The organism is Sulfurospirillum tamanense (assembly GCF_016937535.1).
In the GTDB taxonomy this organism is placed as follows: domain Bacteria; phylum Campylobacterota; class Campylobacteria; order Campylobacterales; family Campylobacteraceae; genus Sulfurospirillum_B; species Sulfurospirillum_B tamanense.
Genome location: NZ_JAFHKK010000017.1, coordinates 38,251 through 56,742, shown reverse-complemented (window position 1 = coordinate 56,742; position 18,492 = coordinate 38,251). Strand labels below are relative to the sequence as shown.

At 43.5% G+C, this 18,492-nt stretch carries 14 protein-coding genes; 3 read left to right on the top strand and 11 right to left on the bottom strand.

Features of this window, described 5'->3' with window-relative positions; all coding sequences use genetic code 11:
* Positions 1 to 130 precede the first annotated feature (130 nt).
* A complete protein-coding gene (locus tag JWV37_RS08485) occupies positions 131 to 2,368 on the top strand; it encodes a diguanylate cyclase (RefSeq protein ID WP_205459363.1) in 2,238 nt (745 codons plus the stop codon).
* Here the strand turns inward: JWV37_RS08485 and JWV37_RS08480 are convergent.
* From JWV37_RS08480 to purU, 3 genes are read right to left on the bottom strand one after another with little or no spacing between them, the layout of a single operon-like run.
* The gene (locus JWV37_RS08480; protein WP_369407670.1) at positions 2,360 to 3,502 is read right to left on the bottom strand and encodes a BaiN/RdsA family NAD(P)/FAD-dependent oxidoreductase; all 1,143 of its coding nucleotides are present in this window, start codon (positions 3,500 to 3,502) and stop codon (positions 2,360 to 2,362) included. The two genes, JWV37_RS08485 and JWV37_RS08480, sit on opposite strands and share 9 nt — an antisense overlap.
* A complete protein-coding gene (locus JWV37_RS08475; protein ID WP_205459362.1) occupies positions 3,499 to 3,969 on the bottom strand; it encodes a tRNA (cytidine(34)-2'-O)-methyltransferase in 471 nt (156 codons plus the stop codon). The genes JWV37_RS08480 and JWV37_RS08475 overlap by 4 nt, the downstream gene beginning before the upstream one ends.
* A complete protein-coding gene (purU, locus tag JWV37_RS08470; protein ID WP_205459361.1) occupies positions 3,969 to 4,802 on the bottom strand; it encodes a formyltetrahydrofolate deformylase in 834 nt (277 codons plus the stop codon). Before purU ends, JWV37_RS08475 begins: the two co-directional genes overlap by 1 nt.
* A 130-nt stretch (positions 4,803 to 4,932) precedes the next feature.
* Between purU and JWV37_RS08465 the strand changes: the two genes are divergently transcribed.
* The gene (locus JWV37_RS08465; protein ID WP_205459360.1) at positions 4,933 to 5,532 is read left to right on the top strand and encodes an acetyltransferase; all 600 of its coding nucleotides are present in this window, start codon (positions 4,933 to 4,935) and stop codon (positions 5,530 to 5,532) included.
* Between the two features lie 15 nt (positions 5,533 to 5,547).
* Here JWV37_RS08465 and JWV37_RS08460 read toward each other — a convergent pair whose 3' ends face one another.
* Together JWV37_RS08460 and JWV37_RS08455 are read right to left on the bottom strand one after the other, a co-directional pair.
* Positions 5,548 to 7,212: a methyl-accepting chemotaxis protein gene (locus tag JWV37_RS08460; protein WP_240332120.1), complete on the bottom strand. Its 1,665-nt coding sequence runs from the start codon at positions 7,210 to 7,212 to the stop codon at positions 5,548 to 5,550.
* Between the two features lie 108 nt (positions 7,213 to 7,320).
* Complete coding sequence (locus JWV37_RS08455; protein WP_205459358.1) at positions 7,321 to 7,722, bottom strand: phosphate-starvation-inducible PsiE family protein; 402 nt, start codon at positions 7,720 to 7,722, stop codon at positions 7,321 to 7,323.
* Positions 7,723 to 7,821: 99 nt separating this feature from the next.
* Between JWV37_RS08455 and JWV37_RS08450 the strand changes: the two genes are divergently transcribed.
* Complete coding sequence (locus JWV37_RS08450; RefSeq protein WP_205459357.1) at positions 7,822 to 8,520, top strand: pirin family protein; 699 nt, start codon at positions 7,822 to 7,824, stop codon at positions 8,518 to 8,520.
* Here JWV37_RS08450 and gltA read toward each other — a convergent pair.
* The 6 genes from gltA to JWV37_RS08420 are packed head-to-tail and all read right to left on the bottom strand — an operon-like array spanning position 8,517 to position 18,447.
* Positions 8,517 to 10,760, bottom strand: a complete 2,244-nt coding sequence (gltA, locus tag JWV37_RS08445) for an NADPH-dependent glutamate synthase (protein WP_205459356.1) — start codon at positions 10,758 to 10,760, stop codon at positions 8,517 to 8,519. The genes JWV37_RS08450 and gltA overlap by 4 nt on opposite strands.
* Before the next feature lie 50 nt (positions 10,761 to 10,810).
* Positions 10,811 to 11,932, bottom strand: coding sequence for an HD domain-containing phosphohydrolase (locus tag JWV37_RS08440; RefSeq protein ID WP_205459355.1), 1,122 nt, complete (start codon positions 11,930 to 11,932; stop codon positions 10,811 to 10,813).
* Positions 11,932 to 13,377: a response regulator transcription factor gene (locus tag JWV37_RS08435; protein ID WP_205459354.1), complete on the bottom strand. Its 1,446-nt coding sequence runs from the start codon at positions 13,375 to 13,377 to the stop codon at positions 11,932 to 11,934. The genes JWV37_RS08440 and JWV37_RS08435 overlap by 1 nt, the downstream gene beginning before the upstream one ends.
* Positions 13,377 to 15,284, bottom strand: coding sequence for a PAS domain-containing sensor histidine kinase (locus JWV37_RS08430; protein WP_205459353.1), 1,908 nt, complete (start codon positions 15,282 to 15,284; stop codon positions 13,377 to 13,379). The genes JWV37_RS08435 and JWV37_RS08430 overlap by 1 nt, the downstream gene beginning before the upstream one ends.
* Positions 15,281 to 18,082: a PAS domain-containing sensor histidine kinase gene (locus JWV37_RS12935; RefSeq protein WP_205459352.1), complete on the bottom strand. Its 2,802-nt coding sequence runs from the start codon at positions 18,080 to 18,082 to the stop codon at positions 15,281 to 15,283. The genes JWV37_RS08430 and JWV37_RS12935 overlap by 4 nt, the downstream gene beginning before the upstream one ends.
* A complete protein-coding gene (locus JWV37_RS08420) occupies positions 18,079 to 18,447 on the bottom strand; it encodes a response regulator (RefSeq protein ID WP_205459351.1) in 369 nt (122 codons plus the stop codon). Before JWV37_RS08420 ends, JWV37_RS12935 begins: the two co-directional genes overlap by 4 nt.
* Positions 18,448 to 18,492: the final 45 nt, after the last annotated feature.

Here is an 18,492-nt window from a genome sequence, read left to right as displayed (position 1 = left end):
AAACTTCTTGCAGTTTTACAAGAAGTCTTTTCAGCAAAAAACTTGTGTAACCTTGCGTGGCTATAGAGATTTTTTAGTCTATTTTGATACAATGTTGACTTTCCCAAAATCTTACAAGGATGACCAACTGGTGAAACGACTGCGCCTTTTAAGTAGTTATGTACTTCTTTATTGCCTTTTGCAAGGTGCGGCGAGCTACTTTTTACTCCAGCGCTACAACAACGATGCAAAAACCCAAGCAGAGTTGAGTAAATCCCATTTTGTAGCCACCTATCAAACCACCCTAAACACTTTTCGACTTCTTCCGTTACATGTTTTTGAGGGAATGATTTATTTTCGTGAATTTACCACTATGGTGGCTAACGCATCTGAAGCTTCTTTGGAAACCAAAGAACATTTACGCAAGACCATTTTTCAAGCCCTAAAGCCTGTTTTTGAATCCCATCTTTCACCCCACGGATTCAATCAGCTTCAGCTGCACTTGCGCACTGGCGAACGTTTTGTACAACTTTTTGACCCCCTCACTTACGGGGACAACCTCTTGCACCTTGCGTCCATCAAAAATCTCTACGACACCCCTCGATTTTCCGAAGGCCTCAATAGCATTTCTGGGGATTACCACTATTTTTTTCCGCTGTATGCTGAGCGTGCTTTTGTGGGTTATATCGAGATGAGTCTTCCCTTTGAAACCCTCATGCAAAGAACCATCCCTTTACTCAAAGAGTACCATCAAGCACTTATCTTAAAAGATTCTCAAACAGGTCAAAATATCTTAAAACCCCTTCAAGATTCTTTATCAAAGGGGGTAACAAGCAACACGCTATTAACCTATTACGAAAACCAAAAACAGCCCCTCTCCTCTTCTTATCTTAGTTTTACTCTTGCGATTCCCGAGGTAGATGGGTCTGTTTCGGGTGAACTCCTAGCAGTTCAAAACAACCTTACTATCGCAACCCTCTACAAACAAGCGGTGCAAGATTTTCTTTTTAGTGCTATTTTACTTGTGCTGGGGCTTATTATGTTTGCCCTCTATCAAAAACAAAAAAACCTTGCCCGCACCCTTGTGCAACACGATGAAGCAATCGAAGAGACGGTTCAAGAGCGCACCGACGCACTAGTAAAACACAACTCTTTTATGCGCTCTTTATTTCACACCATTCCTCTTCCTGCTTTTTTAAACGACAAAGAGGGCCGTTTTGTTGAGTGCAATGAGGCGTTTGCAAAACTTTTCAGACTCTCCAAAGAACAGATTATGGGTGCTTTATTTGAAGAAATCATGGACAAGGTTGCCGCAGAGGAAGCGCGTAATGCTAATGCTTATGTTCTTAAAATCCAACACCCTTTTTCCTACGAATACCGCATGTCTATTGGTGGCGTGTTGCGGGATTTTGTTATCCATAAAAATGTGTTAAAAGAAAACGAACACATTGTTGGGGCAGTGGGCATTATGCAAGAAATCACCGAACGCAAGAACTACCAACTTAGCCTAGAGCGGGCTCTTGAAGAAAACAACACGCAAAAACAAAAACTCGCTCAAGACCACAGCATCATCAACCGCTATGCCATTTATGTGAAACTTGATACCGTTGGTGTTATCACAGAAGCCAGTGAAGCAATGGCACACGTTAGTGGGTTTAGCAAAAGCGAATTGGTCGGCAAAGGGTGGTACCATTTTTGTATTGAACCTCCTGAGTCCATTGTAGAACTCAGGGAGCGCATGCGCACCAAAGCCGACTGGGAGGGTAAACTCTCTTTTGAGCGCAAAGATGGCAACACATACTGGCTTCACTGCTCCCTCATTGCACAATTTTCCAAAGATGGCACCAAGACAGGCTACCTTGTTTTTGCCAAAGACATCAGCAATGAAGTGCGCATCAAAGGACTTATCTACATCGATGAGCTCACACAGATTTATAACCGCAAAAAACTCAACGAAACCCTCATTAGCGCGCTGCATATCGCCCAGCGCTATCCCGATGAACAAAGTGCTTTTATCTTGTTTGATATTGATGATTTTAAAGCCGTCAACGACACCCATGGCCATTTGGTAGGAGATTCGATTTTGCAAGAACTTAGCGCTTTGGTGGCAAAAAACTTGCGCGATGTAGACACCTTTGCCAGATGGGGAGGGGAAGAGTTTGCAGTTATTGCACCCAAAACTTCACTAGAAGGTGCTTTGAAAATCACCGAAAAACTCCGACACCTAGTCAGTTCACACCATTTTAAAAATGTCGAACATATTACATGTAGCTTTGGCATCACTGAAATTAAGCCCACCGACACCCAAGATGATTTACTTAAACGTGCCGATGAGGCGCTTTACTCCTCTAAAAGTAAAGGCAAAAACAGGATTGAATTTTTAGGTTAACCCACGGGCACATTGAGCAGCAGAAGCAAACGCCCACTGCAAGTTGTATCCACCAAGTTTTCCTGTCACGTCCAACACTTCGCCCAAAAAATAAAGCCCCTCGCACTGCTTGCTTTCTAGGGTTTTTGGATTGATTTCAAAGGTGCAAACACCCCCTTTGGTTGCTTCAGCCTTGGCGTAACCCACAGTTCCTGCAGGTGAAAAAGAGTACCCATGAAGGGTGTAAAGGCGGGTTAATTCTTCTTTGGTATACCGACCAACAGGCTTCTCTTCAAGACCAAGGGCTTCTAAAAAGGATTTTACAAAACGTTTTGGCAGTGGAATAAGGGAACTGGGCTGTTTTTTAGGAGAAGCAACGACAAGGGAGGGCACTGAGACATCAGGAAGAAAATCTACCAATATGCTCCCCTTACTCCAAAACAACGACGCATCCATAATCACAGGCCCGCTCACCCCTTTGTGAGAAAAAAGCAACTCACCCTCACACACGCGCTCTTTACATGTAACGCGCACGGGGAAAGAGATGCCGCTGAGGTCTTTCATCCAAAATTGCTCTTTTTGCACCGTTAGGCCCACGAGTGCGGGAAAAGGGGGCGTGAGTGTGTGTCCAAAATGCTGAGCAATGCGGTGCCCAATGTCTGATGCACCAATCACTGGCCAACTCAAACCCCCACTTGCCACTATCACCCGTTTACATGTAAGGCGTATTTTGTCTGTTTTCACCACAAAACCATCGGCTTGTTTTTCCACATCCGTACAACGGCGCCCTAAGAAAAAGGCACAATGGGAGGTCTCTTTTTCAAGCACCCTAACCACGTCTTTGGCACTGTGCTTTCCAAAAAGTTTACCCCTATCACGCTCTTCTAGCGCAACATCCTTAAAAAAGGCTAACGTCTCTTTGGGCATAAACCCTTTTAAAACCGGTGCGATAAATTCCGGGTCACCAAGGTAATCTTGCGGCTCTACACGGCGGTTAGTAAGATTGCACTTGCCGCCACCACTCACTAGGATTTTCATCCCAATCTTAGCATTGGGCTCCACAAAAGCAATACGGTAGTGCTTAGGCAAAAGGGCTCCAGCCATCAATCCCGAAGCACCCGCACCCAAAATAACGATATCAAAAGGAGAATTCACAGCGCCGCAAACGCCTCGTAGTTTTGACGAATGGCTTCATACAACACAATCCCTGCGCTGGTGGCTTGGTTGAGGCTACGCCCTTGTTTTCCCATGGGAATAGTCACAGCATTTTCAAAACGCCGTTGCATGAGCTCCATGGGAAGCCCTGTAGATTCGCCTCCAAAGAACAAAAAATCCCCAGGCTGATACCGCACGTCAAAATAACGCTGTTTGGTTTTGGTCGTAGCGTAAAAAAAGCGCTCTTCTTTGGTGGCATTTGCTTCCAAAAACGCTTCCACATTTTCCCATACATGTAGCTCTAGCAAATGCCAATAATCAAGCCCCGCGCGCCGTACGGCTTTTTCACTCAAATCAAACACTGTGGGCTTAATGATGTGAAGCGCGCAATCGGTATTGACACACATGCGCCCAATGCTTCCCGTGTTTTGGGGGATTTGCGGATGTACTAAAACGATGTTAAACATTAGAAAATAATCGTCTTATTTTCATGTACAAAAATGCGGTCTTCTAAAGCTAAATCAAGAGCATTAGAAAGCACGACTTTTTCGACATTTCGCCCCGCACGCTGCATCTCTTTCCAGCCCATCTCATGGCTCACATGAATGACATCTTGAGCGATGATGGGCCCCTCATCCAAGTCATTAGTCACAAAATGCGCCGTCGCGCCAATGATTTTTACCCCCCGCTCATGGGCTTGCTTGTAGGGATTAGCGCCAATAAAAGCAGGCAAAAAGGAGTGGTGAATGTTGATGGTTTTTTTGGCATAGTGCGACACAAACGAAGGTGAAAGAATCCGCATGTATTTAGCCAGCACTAAAAAGTCAATCGTATAATCCCCTAACACTTCAAGAACCCTCGCTTCATGCGTTTCGCGCTCTAAACCTGCATGGGAAACATAATGGTAGGGAATGTCAAACTTTTGCGCTAGAGGGCGCAAATCATCGTAATTTGAAACGATGGCTAAGATATTGGCATTGAGGTCATTGCTATCATGTTTAAGCAAAATATCACCCAAACAATGGCTCTCTTTGGTCCCCATAATTACAATGTTTTTCTTGCGCTCTTGGCTGCAATAAATCGCCGCATCGCTTGGCAACATCGCCCCAAGGGTCCCTTGAAATGCTCCCATATCTGCTTCTCCGCTAAGCACCGCGCGCATAAAAAACCGCCCTCGCTCAGCATCTACAAACTCATCGTTTTTCACAATGTTAAGTTGGTATTTAAAGACCACATCAGCAATGCGATAAATCAGCCCTTTTTCGTCTTTGCAATCAATTTTCAAAACATACTGTCTCATACGCGCTCCAAAGTAAAAAAGGAGTATTTTACCAAAACTGTGCTTAGGCGGGACATGTGGAGCGTTTTTCAAGGGATTTGCTAAGAAGTCTGCGCTATAATCTAGCATAAAAAATCACCAAAGGATTCCCATGAAAGTCATTTACATCTACGGCTCTTCTGGTCACGGGCTTGTGCTTGCTGACATCGCCCAAGCATGTGGATATGAAGAAATAGTCTACATTGACGGTACAGATTCAGACCACTCTGGGCTTGATGCCATTTCTTCAGACCAAAAAATCCCAGTTGCCCTTGGAGTTGCTAGCAACCACACCCGCAAAGCACTCTTTACAAAACTCGTCGCGCAAGGTTTTGAAATTGCCACCCTTATCCACCCCACAGCAGTCATCTCTCCAAGTGCTACCCTTGGTCAAGGAACTGTTGTGATGCCCAATGTGGTCGTCAATGCAAAAGCACGCATTGGAGATGGGGTGATTTTAAATTCGGGTGCTATTGTAGAACACGAAAGCAGTGTAGGAGACTTTACACACATCTCCCCTAATGTCTCCATTGCCCGCAAAGTGATTGTAGAAGATTTGGTACATGTAGGCATTGGGTCTTGTGTGATTCAAAATATCCACATCGGTAGAGAAAGTGCCATTGGGGCTGGGTCCGTGGTTATTTCAAACATCGACCCCAACACAGTTGCCTTTGGGGTACCGTGCAAGATGCAAAAGCCAAAAAGTTTATAACTGTATCAACAAAAATTATGCGGCACTGGGTTTGTAGCCAATGCGAAACCCGCCCCAGTGTCGCCCTCCTACATAAATGGGCACAGAAATATCATGCATAATTACCCCATCTTCCCTGCGGTATGTTTGCAATAAAACAGGTTTTTCATGGTTAGCTCCACGCACACCTCGATCGGTAAAAATGCGCTTAGAGCGGTTAGCAAAAAGGTCTTTTTCATAATTTCCACTCAAGGGTGCTCTGGCGTTGTGGGTAGAAATATAACCTGATTTATGCATAGCTACTGCGTAGAGTGCATTGGTGTTTTCTTTCATGATAGCATCCACAATGGGTGCAAAAACTTTATCGGTAAAACTGTCATATCGGGTGGTATACTTTTGAGGATTAGTGTTTGGAATGGGCTTAAATGCTGTGTCAAACACATCTTCTTGACTTAGTTTCCCACTTGAAATTGCCCCTTCGAAGGCACTTTCTACGGCTTTTTTAGCTTCTTTACACAAACCAAACATTTTTTCATGGTAAGCATCCATAGCAAAAGCGCTCAAGCTTTCATGGGCCACCTCAGCCCCTGCGATAATCGCTTCGGTTTGGCCTGAAATCTCGCGCATCTCTTTGGTGCCAGATTCCAGTTGTTCACTAATTTTTGCAATGGCATCACGAATGGTAAGCAACTGGTCACTGTTGTAGTCTGAACTTTTTGCGATAGCATCAATCTGCTCTTCTATTTTTTGTGCATTGGTGATAAAGTGTTTAATCTCTTCACCCACGTGCGACACTTTTGTGCTGGCTTTTTCAATGGCACCACGCAACGCCTCCATACTTGCAAAAACCTCGTTTGTGTCTTGTTGGATTTGCTTCACGATGATTGTTACTTCACCTGTAGATTTTGAAGTGCGTTCTGCTAAATTGCGCACCTCTTCTGCCACCACCGCAAACCCACGCCCGTGCTCCCCTGCTCGCGCAGCCTCAATAGCGGCATTAAGAGCCAAAAGATTGGTCTGATCTGCAATGTCATCAATCACTGTCGTTACATTGTGAATCGTAATAGATTTTTCTTTTAAATCATTAACCTTAGTGGAGGATTCTGTGGTTTGAAGGTTGATGGTTTCCATGCTTTGAATGATTTCATTTAATTCTTCCATGCTTTTTGTGCTCTCGCGCATGGAGAGCTTAGCAAAATTAGAAGCCTCTTGAGAATTGACACTGACTTTGGTTACATGTTCAAAAATATTTTGCGCTGAAGCTGAAATTTCTAGAATTGATGCTGCTTTTTCTTCGAGTTTTTTAGACATTGTGTCGATAGAAAACATTAATTGGGCCGTAGCAATAGAGTTTTTACCCGCACTTTCAGAGTAGTTTTCACTTAAACGGGTCAAGATACCAATCAAGGCATACACTTTTCCAAAAAGTTTTTTCAACCAAGGTTTTTGCGTCCCATCAAACGTCTGCTTAATGGCTTCACGCTCCTCTTTTTGACGCGCATCAAGAGATTCGAGCAACGTGAGAGATTTTGCAACAGGACGAACAACACCGCCGTACATAGCTGCGGCGCACACTATTGCTAAACACAGTGCCATGGTGCCCACAAACACAGGGCTTTGCACTATCCAAGAAAGGGCAAAAACCCCTAAAAATAAAAATCCAAAAAGCAGTGCTATCTTTTGAAATTGACGCTCTAACATCCTTGTTGCCTTTAGCATGAAATCTTTCTAGGATACACAAGCCCCCATGAAAAAAGCATGGCAAGAACTATTTTTAAAACAGTTCTTTTAAAAATGGGAAGTTTTGTATCATCCTATTTTTTTAATACGTCCACTAATTTCCTCTTCGATGACCGACGGACTGTACTTCGTAGCAACAATGCGAAACACAAACAGCGCCGCAATGATGCCCAACACTGAAACAATTTTTGCCATATCAAATTTGTCATTAACGATGAGCATGATGTCACGAATGAAAAAAACAATGGTCGAATCAATCATCAAGCGTAATTTAATACGATTTCCCTCATTAAACAAAAAGCCAATGAGCATATGAACCAACTCAAGAATGATGATAAATTCAAGCAGCGCTACCGCCAAAGTTGAGAAAGAATCTACCGCTGAAAAATCTTTAACCAACACAAATAAAAGAAATGTGATACTAAACTTAATATATTCGGGAGCTTTTTGAAGACTCAGGTATTGGCCCACGGCGTTTCCTTGTTGTTAATTTTTTGGCATTATACTCTGTTTTGAAAACCTCATGTAACTGCGTTGTTACATATACCTTTCTTAAAAAAAGGAACCCTCATGATTACAGTGCGCTCTTCATCGTCTCTTTTTACCTCTCAACAAGGGTGGCTAACAAGCCGTTTTCACTTCTCTTTTGCCCAATACCACAACCCCAACAATGTTCGTTTTGGCGTGTTGCGCGTGCTCAATGATGACATCATTGCTCCCCAAAGCGGGTTTGACACCCACCCGCACCGCGACATGGAAATCATCACCTATGTCATCGAGGGCGAACTCACCCATAAAGATTCGCTAGGTAACGCAGAAACCCTATCCCGAGGCGACATGCAGTACATGAGTGCGGGCAATGGGGTTGAGCATTCCGAGTATAACCGCCATGCAATCACGCCTTTACGGCTCTTGCAACTGTGGATTTTACCGCCCGAAAAAGGCTTACCAACCTTGTATGGGTCGCGCCGTTTTTCTAAAGAAATGCGCCACAATACCCTTTTGCCGTTAGTGTCAAAAGAAGGCGGGGTAAAACTACACCAAGACGCCTCAATTTGGGTGAGCGAATTAGACGCGAACAGTGCTCTTAGTGTTCCCATTACCCCAAACCGCCAGCTCTATTTTGTGCAAATTGAAGGGAGCGCTTTGTTAAATGGCACACCCATTGAGGCAGGAGATGGGGCTGAAATTACTAATGAAGAGGCTTTACATGTAAAGGCCACAACCCCTGCGCATTTTTTGTTTGTAGAGATGGCACAAGAGGCCTAAAGACCTCTAATGTACTTATCAATCTCCATTGCGGCTTGTTTGCCAGCACCCATTGCCTCAATGACCGTAGCCGCGCCTGTGACAATGTCACCCCCTGCAAATACCCCTTTGCGAGAAGTTTGAGTACTGTTTTCGCGCACTAAAATAGTTCCTTGCCGACCCACTTCAAGGCCCTTGGTGCTTGCAGTTACAAGGTCGTTTGGCATCGTACCAATGGACATGATGACCGTATCGGCCTCCAAAACAAATTCAGATCCCTCTAGCGCCCTAGGACTGCGCCGTCCGTCTGCATCAGGCTCCCCGAGGGTCATTTGAACACACTTTACCCCACACACGTGACCGCTCTCATCACTGAGAATTTCCACAGGATTGGTGAGCAAATGAAACGCCACACCCTCCTCCTTGGCGTGCTCCACCTCTTCGGCGCGCGCGGGGATTTCCGCTTCGCTGCGACGGTACACGACGCACGTCACAGCGCCCAAGCGCTTGGCCACACGCGCGGCATCCATGGAGACATTACCCGCTCCCACCACCACGACTTTTTGGCCGATGGTGGTGGGTGTTTGATACCCCTCTTCGTGACCACGCATAAGGTTAACGCGAGTAAGAAACTCATTAGCAGAGAGCACGCCTAGCGCATTTTCGCCCTTGATACCCATAAAACGTGGGAAACCTGCCCCGCTCCCAATAAAAACAGCATCAAAATCGCCTGCTAGCAACGTGTCCACATCAAGGGTTTTTCCGACAACAACATTGGTGTGAAAAAGCACACCAAGGGATTCTATCCGCCCAATTTCGCCCGCAACAATCTCTTTAGGGAGGCGAAAAGAGGGGATGCCATAAGCCAAAACCCCGCCAAGTTTATGCAAAGATTCAAACACCTCAACCCCATACCCCAACGAAGCAAGCTCCGCTGCTGCTGCTAGTCCGGCAGGGCCACTTCCCACTACGGCGACTTTTTTGCCGTTTTTTTCCACTGGGGCTACAACGAGATTTTCCAGTGCCCAATCCCCCACAAAGCGCTCCAAAAGCCCAATCGAAACAGGGTCTTTTTTGATGCCCGTCACGCACACCATCTCACACTGTTTTTCCTGAGGACAAACCCTTCCACACACCGAAGGGAGTTTGGTGTGCTGGGCCAACAACTGGGCCGCACCTTGCATGTCTCCTGTTTTTAGCTTTCGAATGAAACCAGGAATATCCACGCCCACTGGGCAAGACAAAACGCAAGAGGGGGTTTTACAGTCCAAGCAACGGTTGGCCTCGATGATGGCTTCTTCCATGGTGTAGCCAAGGTTGACTTCTGCAAAATTGCCCACGCGCCATGCGGCATCAGCCATCTTGGGATGCACTTTTCGTTTAGGTTCTTTTTGTGATTCTTGGTGAGTGGGGCAGTTGGGATTTTCCTCTTCACAGCTAGGAAGCTTCTCTTGGGCTTTAAGGCATAAACGGCGTTGTGCTTCATCAAAATCTACCTTGTGCCCGTCAAATTCTGGCCCATCCACACAAGCAAATTTGACTTTGCCGTCTATCATGACCCGACAGGCCCCGCACATGCCCGTGCCATCCACCATCAAAGGGTTCATGCTCACGGTTGCATCAAGGCCCAGTTTTTTAGCCATCAAGGTGGCAAATTTCATCATAATCATCGGACCAATAGCAACCATGTGAGTAAAGGGCTTGTGCTCATTGGCCATCAGATGCTCTAAAAGCTGGGTCACGTTGCCATTAAACCCGTAAGTGCCATCATCCGTACACACGTGCACGTTGGGCGTGAGCGCACGAAATGCCTCTTCTAAAATCACTAATTCACGGGAGCGCGCGCCAATGATAACATCTACCTCTAGCCCTTGGTCTACAAACCACTTGACCTGCGGGTACACAGGCGCGGTTCCAACACCCCCTGCTACAAAGACTACACGCTCTTTAGCAAGCTGTGCTTTATCCATCTGGATAAATTCACTCATGCGCCCAAGGGGACCCACCACATCACTAAAGGCATCTCCCACTTCCATCTGTGCCATAACTTGCGTACTCTTGCCAATAGCCATAAACACGATGGTAATAGTGCCTTTCTCCTTGTCTTCGTCGCATACAGTCAAGGGAATGCGCTCGCCAAATTCATCCATTTTAACAATCAAAAACTGCCCAGGCTTTGCAGACGCAGCCAAAAGAGGTGCATAAATATCCATGGAAACAATCCCAGGGGCTAGCAACTTTTTTTGCATAATTTCATACATTACATCGTGTCCTTTTGTGCATAATTACTGTGACATGATAGCCTATATGGCTACATGTAAGGGGTAGAAGTGGTGTCTTTTAAGCTTGCATTGGTGTGCATAAAGAAATCCATATGATGCAAAAAAATACGCACAATATCAGGGTCAAAGTGCTCTCCTGCTTCTTCTTCCATAAGTATTTTAATGCGCTCAATAGGCCAAGGCTTTTTGTAAACACGTTCACTAATGAGTGCATCAAACACATCAGCAAAAGCTGTAATGCGCCCAAAGATATGAATCTTTTCCCCTTTTAATCCTCGCGGATAACCCTTGCCGTTAAATTTTTCATGGTGCTCATGCGCCACAATAGCAGCATATTGAAATAAAGGCAAATTGGAATCGTGCAACATCTCATACCCCAAGCGCGCGTGCTCTTGCATGCGCACATACTCAGATTCTGTGAGTTTGCCTGGCTTTTTTAAGATGTGATCTTCAATGGCAATTTTTCCAATGTCATGCATAGGTGAAACAATGCGCAGGGTGTCTGTCTCAGACTTTGACAGGCCAAGTTCTTTGGCAAAAAATTCTGCATACGTAGCTACCCGCTTTACATGTAAGCCTGTCTCATGAGAGCGAGATTCTGCCACTCCCGATAGCGATAAAATAGTACTCTCCAAAGTGTGGTGAATCTCTTGATTGAGTTCGCGCAACTTGGCATTGGCTATTTGAATCTCTTTTGTTTTTTCTTTTACATGTAACTCAAGCTGCGTTTGGTAGGAACGAGCATCCATCTCTCGTTGAATTTCTTGGCAGACTTTTGTAAGCAACGCAATGAATTGATTGTGTTCAATGGGTTTTAGGATATACCCATCCGCATTCAAAGCAATTGCTTGTAGCAAAAAATGGCTTTCGCTGTGGGCAGTAGAAAAAATAAACCGCTGCTGCGGATTGCGCGCCTTAATGGTTTCACACATCACAATGCCATTCATTTTTGGCATCGAAATATCTGAGATAATCAAATGGGGTGCATAGGCGTCGTATGCGGCCAATCCTTCTTCACCGTTGTTTACATGTAAGACTTCTTTAAAAAAGACGTTCAATACCGAAGAAAGCACCGTGGCTATCTCTGGATCATCCTCCACATAAAGCACCTTAAGGTTTTTTGCAATGTTTTGTAATATATGCAGTGGCATCAGAATAACTCCAAGTCGTCGCTTTCGGTGTCGCTTTCACCAAAATCCATCTTAATCTGCAAACAAGAACTCAACAAGGATGCATCAAGGTAGTGGATATCATTGGAAGCTTGGTTTACAAAAATGGTTTCACGCCAGTTAGCCAAATCTTCGCCCACCGACTGAAGCAAGATGAGCATCTTTTTTTGGTTAAACTCTACATCCATAAGCCCCTGTAAAAACTCTGAAAGATTTTGCAAACTGTAGGCCACATCTTGAAAATCCATCAATTGCGCAATCACTCTTCCATAGCGCTCAAAGTATCTAGCGGCTCCGTGCAAAGAAGCGAGATTGAAATGTTCTTCTAGTTCTATAAAAGTATCGCGCATCTCTTTTTCTAGCTCTTCCATCTCTTGAAGCTCTTCCATAACCTCCGTACTGAGGCTTTCTATATACTCTTTAGCACTCTCTTTATGGATAACATGCATAGCACTAAGACGCATCTGTTCGTAACTTTGAGGCTCCAAAGAAGGCGCGGGAGTCTCTTTTGGACTGTTTTGCAGGGCATCTTGGACCACAACCTTTTGAGGCTCTTTTGTTTTTCGTGTTTGGCGCAACATCTCATGCAAATAAGCTGAGAGGTTTTGGCTTTTTTGCTTTTCATACTCTACACGAGTAATGTCCGTCAGGCTAAAGAGAAAAAGAGGTTCCTCTGCCGAGTGCAATAACGCTTTATTGCGCAAAAAAATACGCGCTGCACCGTTCGTTTTCAAGATAATTTTTTGATCTTTACGCCCCTCTTCTACCTCTTCATGGATGCTTGTCATAAAGCCTTTTTTACGCAGTACAAATTTATCCACGCAATCACCCTCCAGCAACCCAGCAAGCTCCTCTTGGCTCAAAATGGCCATTGCAGCACTGTTGAGAAAAACAAGTTTTCGGCGCGCATCAAACACAAAGGTGGGTGATGGATAAATGTCTGAGGTAGATTTTAATGCTTCAAGCGCAGCCGCATTAAGCTTGTCTCGCATTTGCGCTTTTTGGTATGCCTCGGCCTCCCGCTTTTGATGGATGTTTTTCAGAAGCACCAAGAGATTTTTAAAAAACTCTTGGTCGTTTAAGGGCTTATTTACATAGCGGTCAATGCCAAGAAAAATAGAATCCATCAAATACTGTGTATCACTATACGCTGTGATAATCATCACAGGAATTTCTTGATCAACGCTACGAATTGCCTGTACCATCTCTAGCCCGTTTACTTTGGGCATATTGATATCTGAGAGCACCAAATCAGGTTGGTGGTTTTTAAAAAGCTCCAATCCCTCTTCGCCATTACTAGCCACGTACACGTGTTTAAAAAAGTTAGACAAAATGCTTCGCATTGCTTCTTGTGTGTGCGGTTCATCTTCTGCATACAACACACTCAAATCCTTGGCATACCGCGCAATTGCTTCAATTTGCATCATCAATATTCCTTATTTGGAAAGCGTAACAGCATCTTTGCGCCTTCGCGAAGATTGGCATTATTATACCAATTCACAGCGCTAATTGAGCCTCTAAATGTTTTTTCCATGATAGTTACGCACATGTATAAACCAATTCCCGTCCCTTGCTTGTCACCCTTAGTCGTAAAATAAGGATCAAATATCTTACCAAGCAATGGCTCATCAATGCCCCCGGCCGTATCTTCAACTATCAACTCAACACCCCCATCTTTCAAAGGAGATGCGTAAAACCGAATTTCTTTTACAGGAACTTCTTTTTCCTCAAAAGCATCACGGGCATTAGAAAGCAGGTTAAGAATCACTTGCTCCAGCTCTCCTTTTACACCATACACCATCACATCCTCGCCGATCTCATTCACAACACCAATACCATGGCTTTTTAGTTGGGCTGATAAAATATGAATAGCATACTCTACTGAGGTATGCAAAGAAAAGTGTTTTTTCTCTTTGCTTGGCTTAAAAAAATTCATAAAATCATCAATGGTTTTACTCATGGACTGAGTCATTTCCCCAAGCTTGGCTATCGCCTCACTAAAGTAAGCATCTTCCAGTACACCCATCTGTTTTTTAAGGTGCAAATCCAGCGTAGTGCAATTAATAACATTAAGAGGTTGTCGCCACTGGTGGGCAATGGCCCCAAGCATTTCCCCCATAGAGGCGAGTTTGCTTTGTTGTATCAGCAGACTTTCTTGGTGTTTTTGCAACAATCTCGCTTCATGGGCTTCGGTCATGTCTGTAATGGTAGTAATCTTAAAAGGACCCCCAACAATGTTGTCAAGTTTTCCAGCTGTTGCTAGAATATGCAATTTTTTACCCTCTTTTCCCACCACGTCCCACTCTATAGGAATCTCTTCTTGTCCGCCCTGAATAAACGTGTCGTGAAGTTCTCTCATTAAGTCGCGATTTTCTTCTGGAACTACTTTAGTAAAATGCTCTCCGATAAGCTCTTCTTCGCTGTACCCATAAATCTTACAATAGGCAGGATTTACCACCGCAAAACGCCCCTCTTTATCGGTAAGACAAATGCCTAGATTGGCTGTTTCAAAAATCTTTGTATAAAAAATATCACTCTCTGAATTTTTTTGCTTCTCTTTGGCGAGTAGGCTCTTAAGCACTTCTTCTTGTTCTTTTTGGGTGGTAATATCAACACTGATATTAGCCGTAGCAATCACTTTATCTTCGTGATTATAGATGGGAAATTTGCGAGTTTTATAAACAGCAACGCTTCCATCAGCTCGTATCACCCGCTCTTCCTTATCAATGGAATCCCCCTTGGGAAGGGTTTGTGCCTTGCGCTCATCCTCCATGTATCCTCTTACGGGATCTTTATTTTCATCCATTTCAAAAATCTGTGCATCGGTTTTGCCAACTAATTCTTCTGGGCTCTCTTTGCCAATAACTGCCGCAAACGATTTGTTGGTAGCAATCACGCGCAAGTCTAAGTCTTTTACCACCACAATATCTTGGGTCTCTTTTACAATGCTTGCCAAAGAGAGAATCTCTTCTTCTTGCTTTTTACGCAAGCTAATATCGCGAAAAAGAACTAGATACTCCCCATTCTCCAAGCATACACAAGAAATTTCTACCGTAAGAAGGGTTCCATCTTTCGTACAAAATACCTCTTCGCCAGTAAAAGATTTTTGTTTTGAAAAAGCTTTGTAGATGGGGCAGTTCTCCAGCGAAACACAGCCGTTTAATGCATGGGCATGAAAAAGATTATGGCCTATCTTTCCCACCAACTCCTCTTCTTTAAAACCCAAAATCTTTTGAGCAGCAGGATTAACGCAGATAATTTCTCCACGTTTATCAAAAACGTATAGCCCTTGCTCAATAGTATTGTAAATACTTTTGTAAATATCTTCTCTCATTTGTTTTCCTTATAAGATGGGAGCACCACTTCAAGCACTGCGCCTTGGTCTTCATTGAAAGCGCGAATTGTTCCTTTTTGCTCACCTACAATTTTTTGCGCAATATTCAGACCAATTCCCATCCCAGAGCTTGTTTTGGTTGAAACAAAGGGTTCAAACAAGGTCGGTAAAATTTTCGCATCAATTCCTCCAGCATTATCCTTAAAGCGCACAATAATCCTTTCTTTATCGCAATGCATCCAAATATCAAGCAGACGGTTTTCAAATGTATCTATCTTGATAAGTTCATCCAAGGCGTTATTGAGGATGATGATCCACACTTGCTCTATTCTTTGCTTTTGCACTTTACATGTAAAGCGGTAGGCCTCTTTTGAAAATGAAAGATTAAAAGGAGTCCTATTGACACGAATAGCAACAATCTGCTTTGCGCGATTATGGGAAAGTACCAAAGCGTGTACCAACGTTTCAAAAAGATTAATGACTTCGGGCGTCTCGCTACTTTTTTGGGATGCTTCACGCATAGATTCGATAATATTAGCAATACGTCCCAAGCCTTCTAAAATGGTTTGGGTGTCTTTGAGCATAGACTCTCGCAGTGACTCTTCCTTGATGCTTTCGATATCCATACGCAAAAGTTCGACATTCCCCTTAATATACGTCAATGGCGTGTTGATTTCATGGGTAATACCTGCGGCCATTTTCCCAATGGAGCTAAATTTGGCATCTTTGATTTTTTCTTCTTGGTGTTGCTCTAAGATTTGAATGTTTTTCTCAACCTCTCTTTTTACCGCCTCTTTCAAAATTTGCTTCTCTTTTTCTTTGCTAGTAATGTCTAAAACCAACCCCACAAATCCATCAAATTGCCCCTCTTTATAAAATGCTTTTTTGTGAAATTCAAGCACCTTGCCTTCTTTTTTGTCACCAGAAAGTGCAACAACACTTTTATACTGCTGAAAATCTTGCTGGAGCATCATTTGGTCTTTTTTTTGAACACGTTTACTAAATGTCTCTGGGAATAAATCAGCAACTGTCTGGCCGATCATATGCTCTTTTTCGACATTGAAAAAATCGCAAAATGCCCTATTGCAGCCTATGTAGCGAAACTCTTTATCTTTGATAAAAACAGGCAGGGGAATGACCTCCAAAATGGTCTCGAGTTCGTTGTATTTTTGTTGCAAACCTTCGTTGAGTCTTCGGATGGTATTGCGTGCATTAACCCGAACAGAAATATCGCGAATGCTGAAAATATACTGCTTTCTTCCTGATTCGATAAAGGTGTTCCCAAACATTTCCACCCAAAATACCCCTTTGGTTTTGTGGGAAAGTCTGTATTCAAACCCCGCACCCGTTGGCTCCAACAGTGCTTGGGCGTAGTTTTTCTTCCATGTTTCAAACAGCATACCCGTATGAAACAAAATACCCATATTTTGACCCACAATCTCTTTTTTTGAAAAACCACACAAGCGCTCTAGTGTGTCATTGCATTCAATCACCACAAAAGTTTCATCAGTAATGATGTGCCCCAAGTCTGAATGATTAAAATAAACACTTGTTCGTTTTAACAAGCGCTCAAGATCAGTTTTTTCTTTGCGAGAAAAAATCATGTAGTGCAGTGCATTTTTTTCTGGATTCAAAAGAATCAATACTTCCAAATCAACAGTAGTTTGATCAAGGTAACAAAAATAATGGCGTGCTTTTATTTTCTCGCCAGCAAATGCTTTTTTAACCATCTCTCGCGCTTGGTCACGACCGAAAAAATAAGCAATATTTTCTCCCAAAACAAAGCGTGGCTCTACATGTAACAAGTCAAAAAACTTTTCATTTGCGTAAGAAAATAGACCCGATGCATCCACATAAGCCACACCAAACTCCGCCTCTTCAATCAACGCTTCTGTTTGCTCTTTTTGTTTCAAAACGTGGCTATTTAATGCTCTTAATGCCTCTTTTTTTTGCCACATAAAATAACCAAAAGCAAACATGGTCAAAAGTAAAACCCCTAGCGGGCCGTAGGTCTCTTTAACGTAACGTCTGCTTCCCACAAGGGTTTCAATAGTCTCTTTTTTAATAAAATAACCCAAAAAATTCTCATTAAGCACAAAGGGAAGTACAAGCAAAATCTCATCTTCCACCAAAAGAACGGCACGCTCTTGCGCACCAAAGGTCGCGTCGTGCTTGTTCTTCAAAAAGGTGTTGTTGCTATGAGAAAAAAGCGTTTCCATCTGCGCAAAATCCATCAAAAAACCATGCTTGATTGCACCAAGGGCTCTGTTTTGATCTTCAAAAAAGCCATTTTTTAGGGCCAATCCATAGGGTTTGTCATCGTGTCTTTTAAAAAGCTCAAACACCCTATCAAGCAAAAAGCCAACATAGACCCTTGTTTCTCCCACTAAAACATTGAAACCAAGAACAGGCGCATTGCACTCAGGAACAAATAGCATGGGAAGCATCTCTTGATGCCCGTGTATCACGCACGCAATCCCCAAAGAGGCAAGATTGCGTGCAAGGTCAGGGTCACTTGCTTGTATGTCACTAATAAGTAAAGACTTTTTGCCTTGCTTCCACTGCGCTTCTATGGCTTCCCTCATGGGAGAAAGGGCTATAAACTCTGCACCAAGCAGTGCTTTATGGGCCATGTCTTCTTCAATTGCCTTGTGCCTAACATCAAAGCGTACAAGTTGTTTTTCGGCAAAAATATAGGCTTGCTTTAGCATGTCATAACGCACAAACAACGCAAAAGCAATGACTACAAAAACTCCAAAAAGGAGCGAAAGGTTTAGCACTCTAAACGAGCGTTTCACAGCACCTCTTTTATCTTTATGGCCAAATCCTGAAGAGAAGAAAAGGGTTTCATGATGTAATGCGTTGCCCCTTCCCTGTGAGATTTCAAGACTTTATCAAGAGTTGAATACGCTGTCATCATAATAACCTTTGCTGGAATTTTTTGCTCTTGAAGCTTCACAAGCACATCAAGGCCGTTCATCTGAGGCATCATGATGTCCAAAAGCACCACATCAAAGGTTTCATTAATCTGACCAAGGGCACTGACAGGGTTAGCAAAGGTATGCACATCAAAACTCCCCTCACGAATGAGGTATTTTGAAATCATCTCTAAAATATCTTGCTCATCATCCACAATGGCAATTTTTATTTTTTTGGTATTCATTGCTTCTCCTTAAAAAGCTTTGATTTTACATATAGCATCATTTTG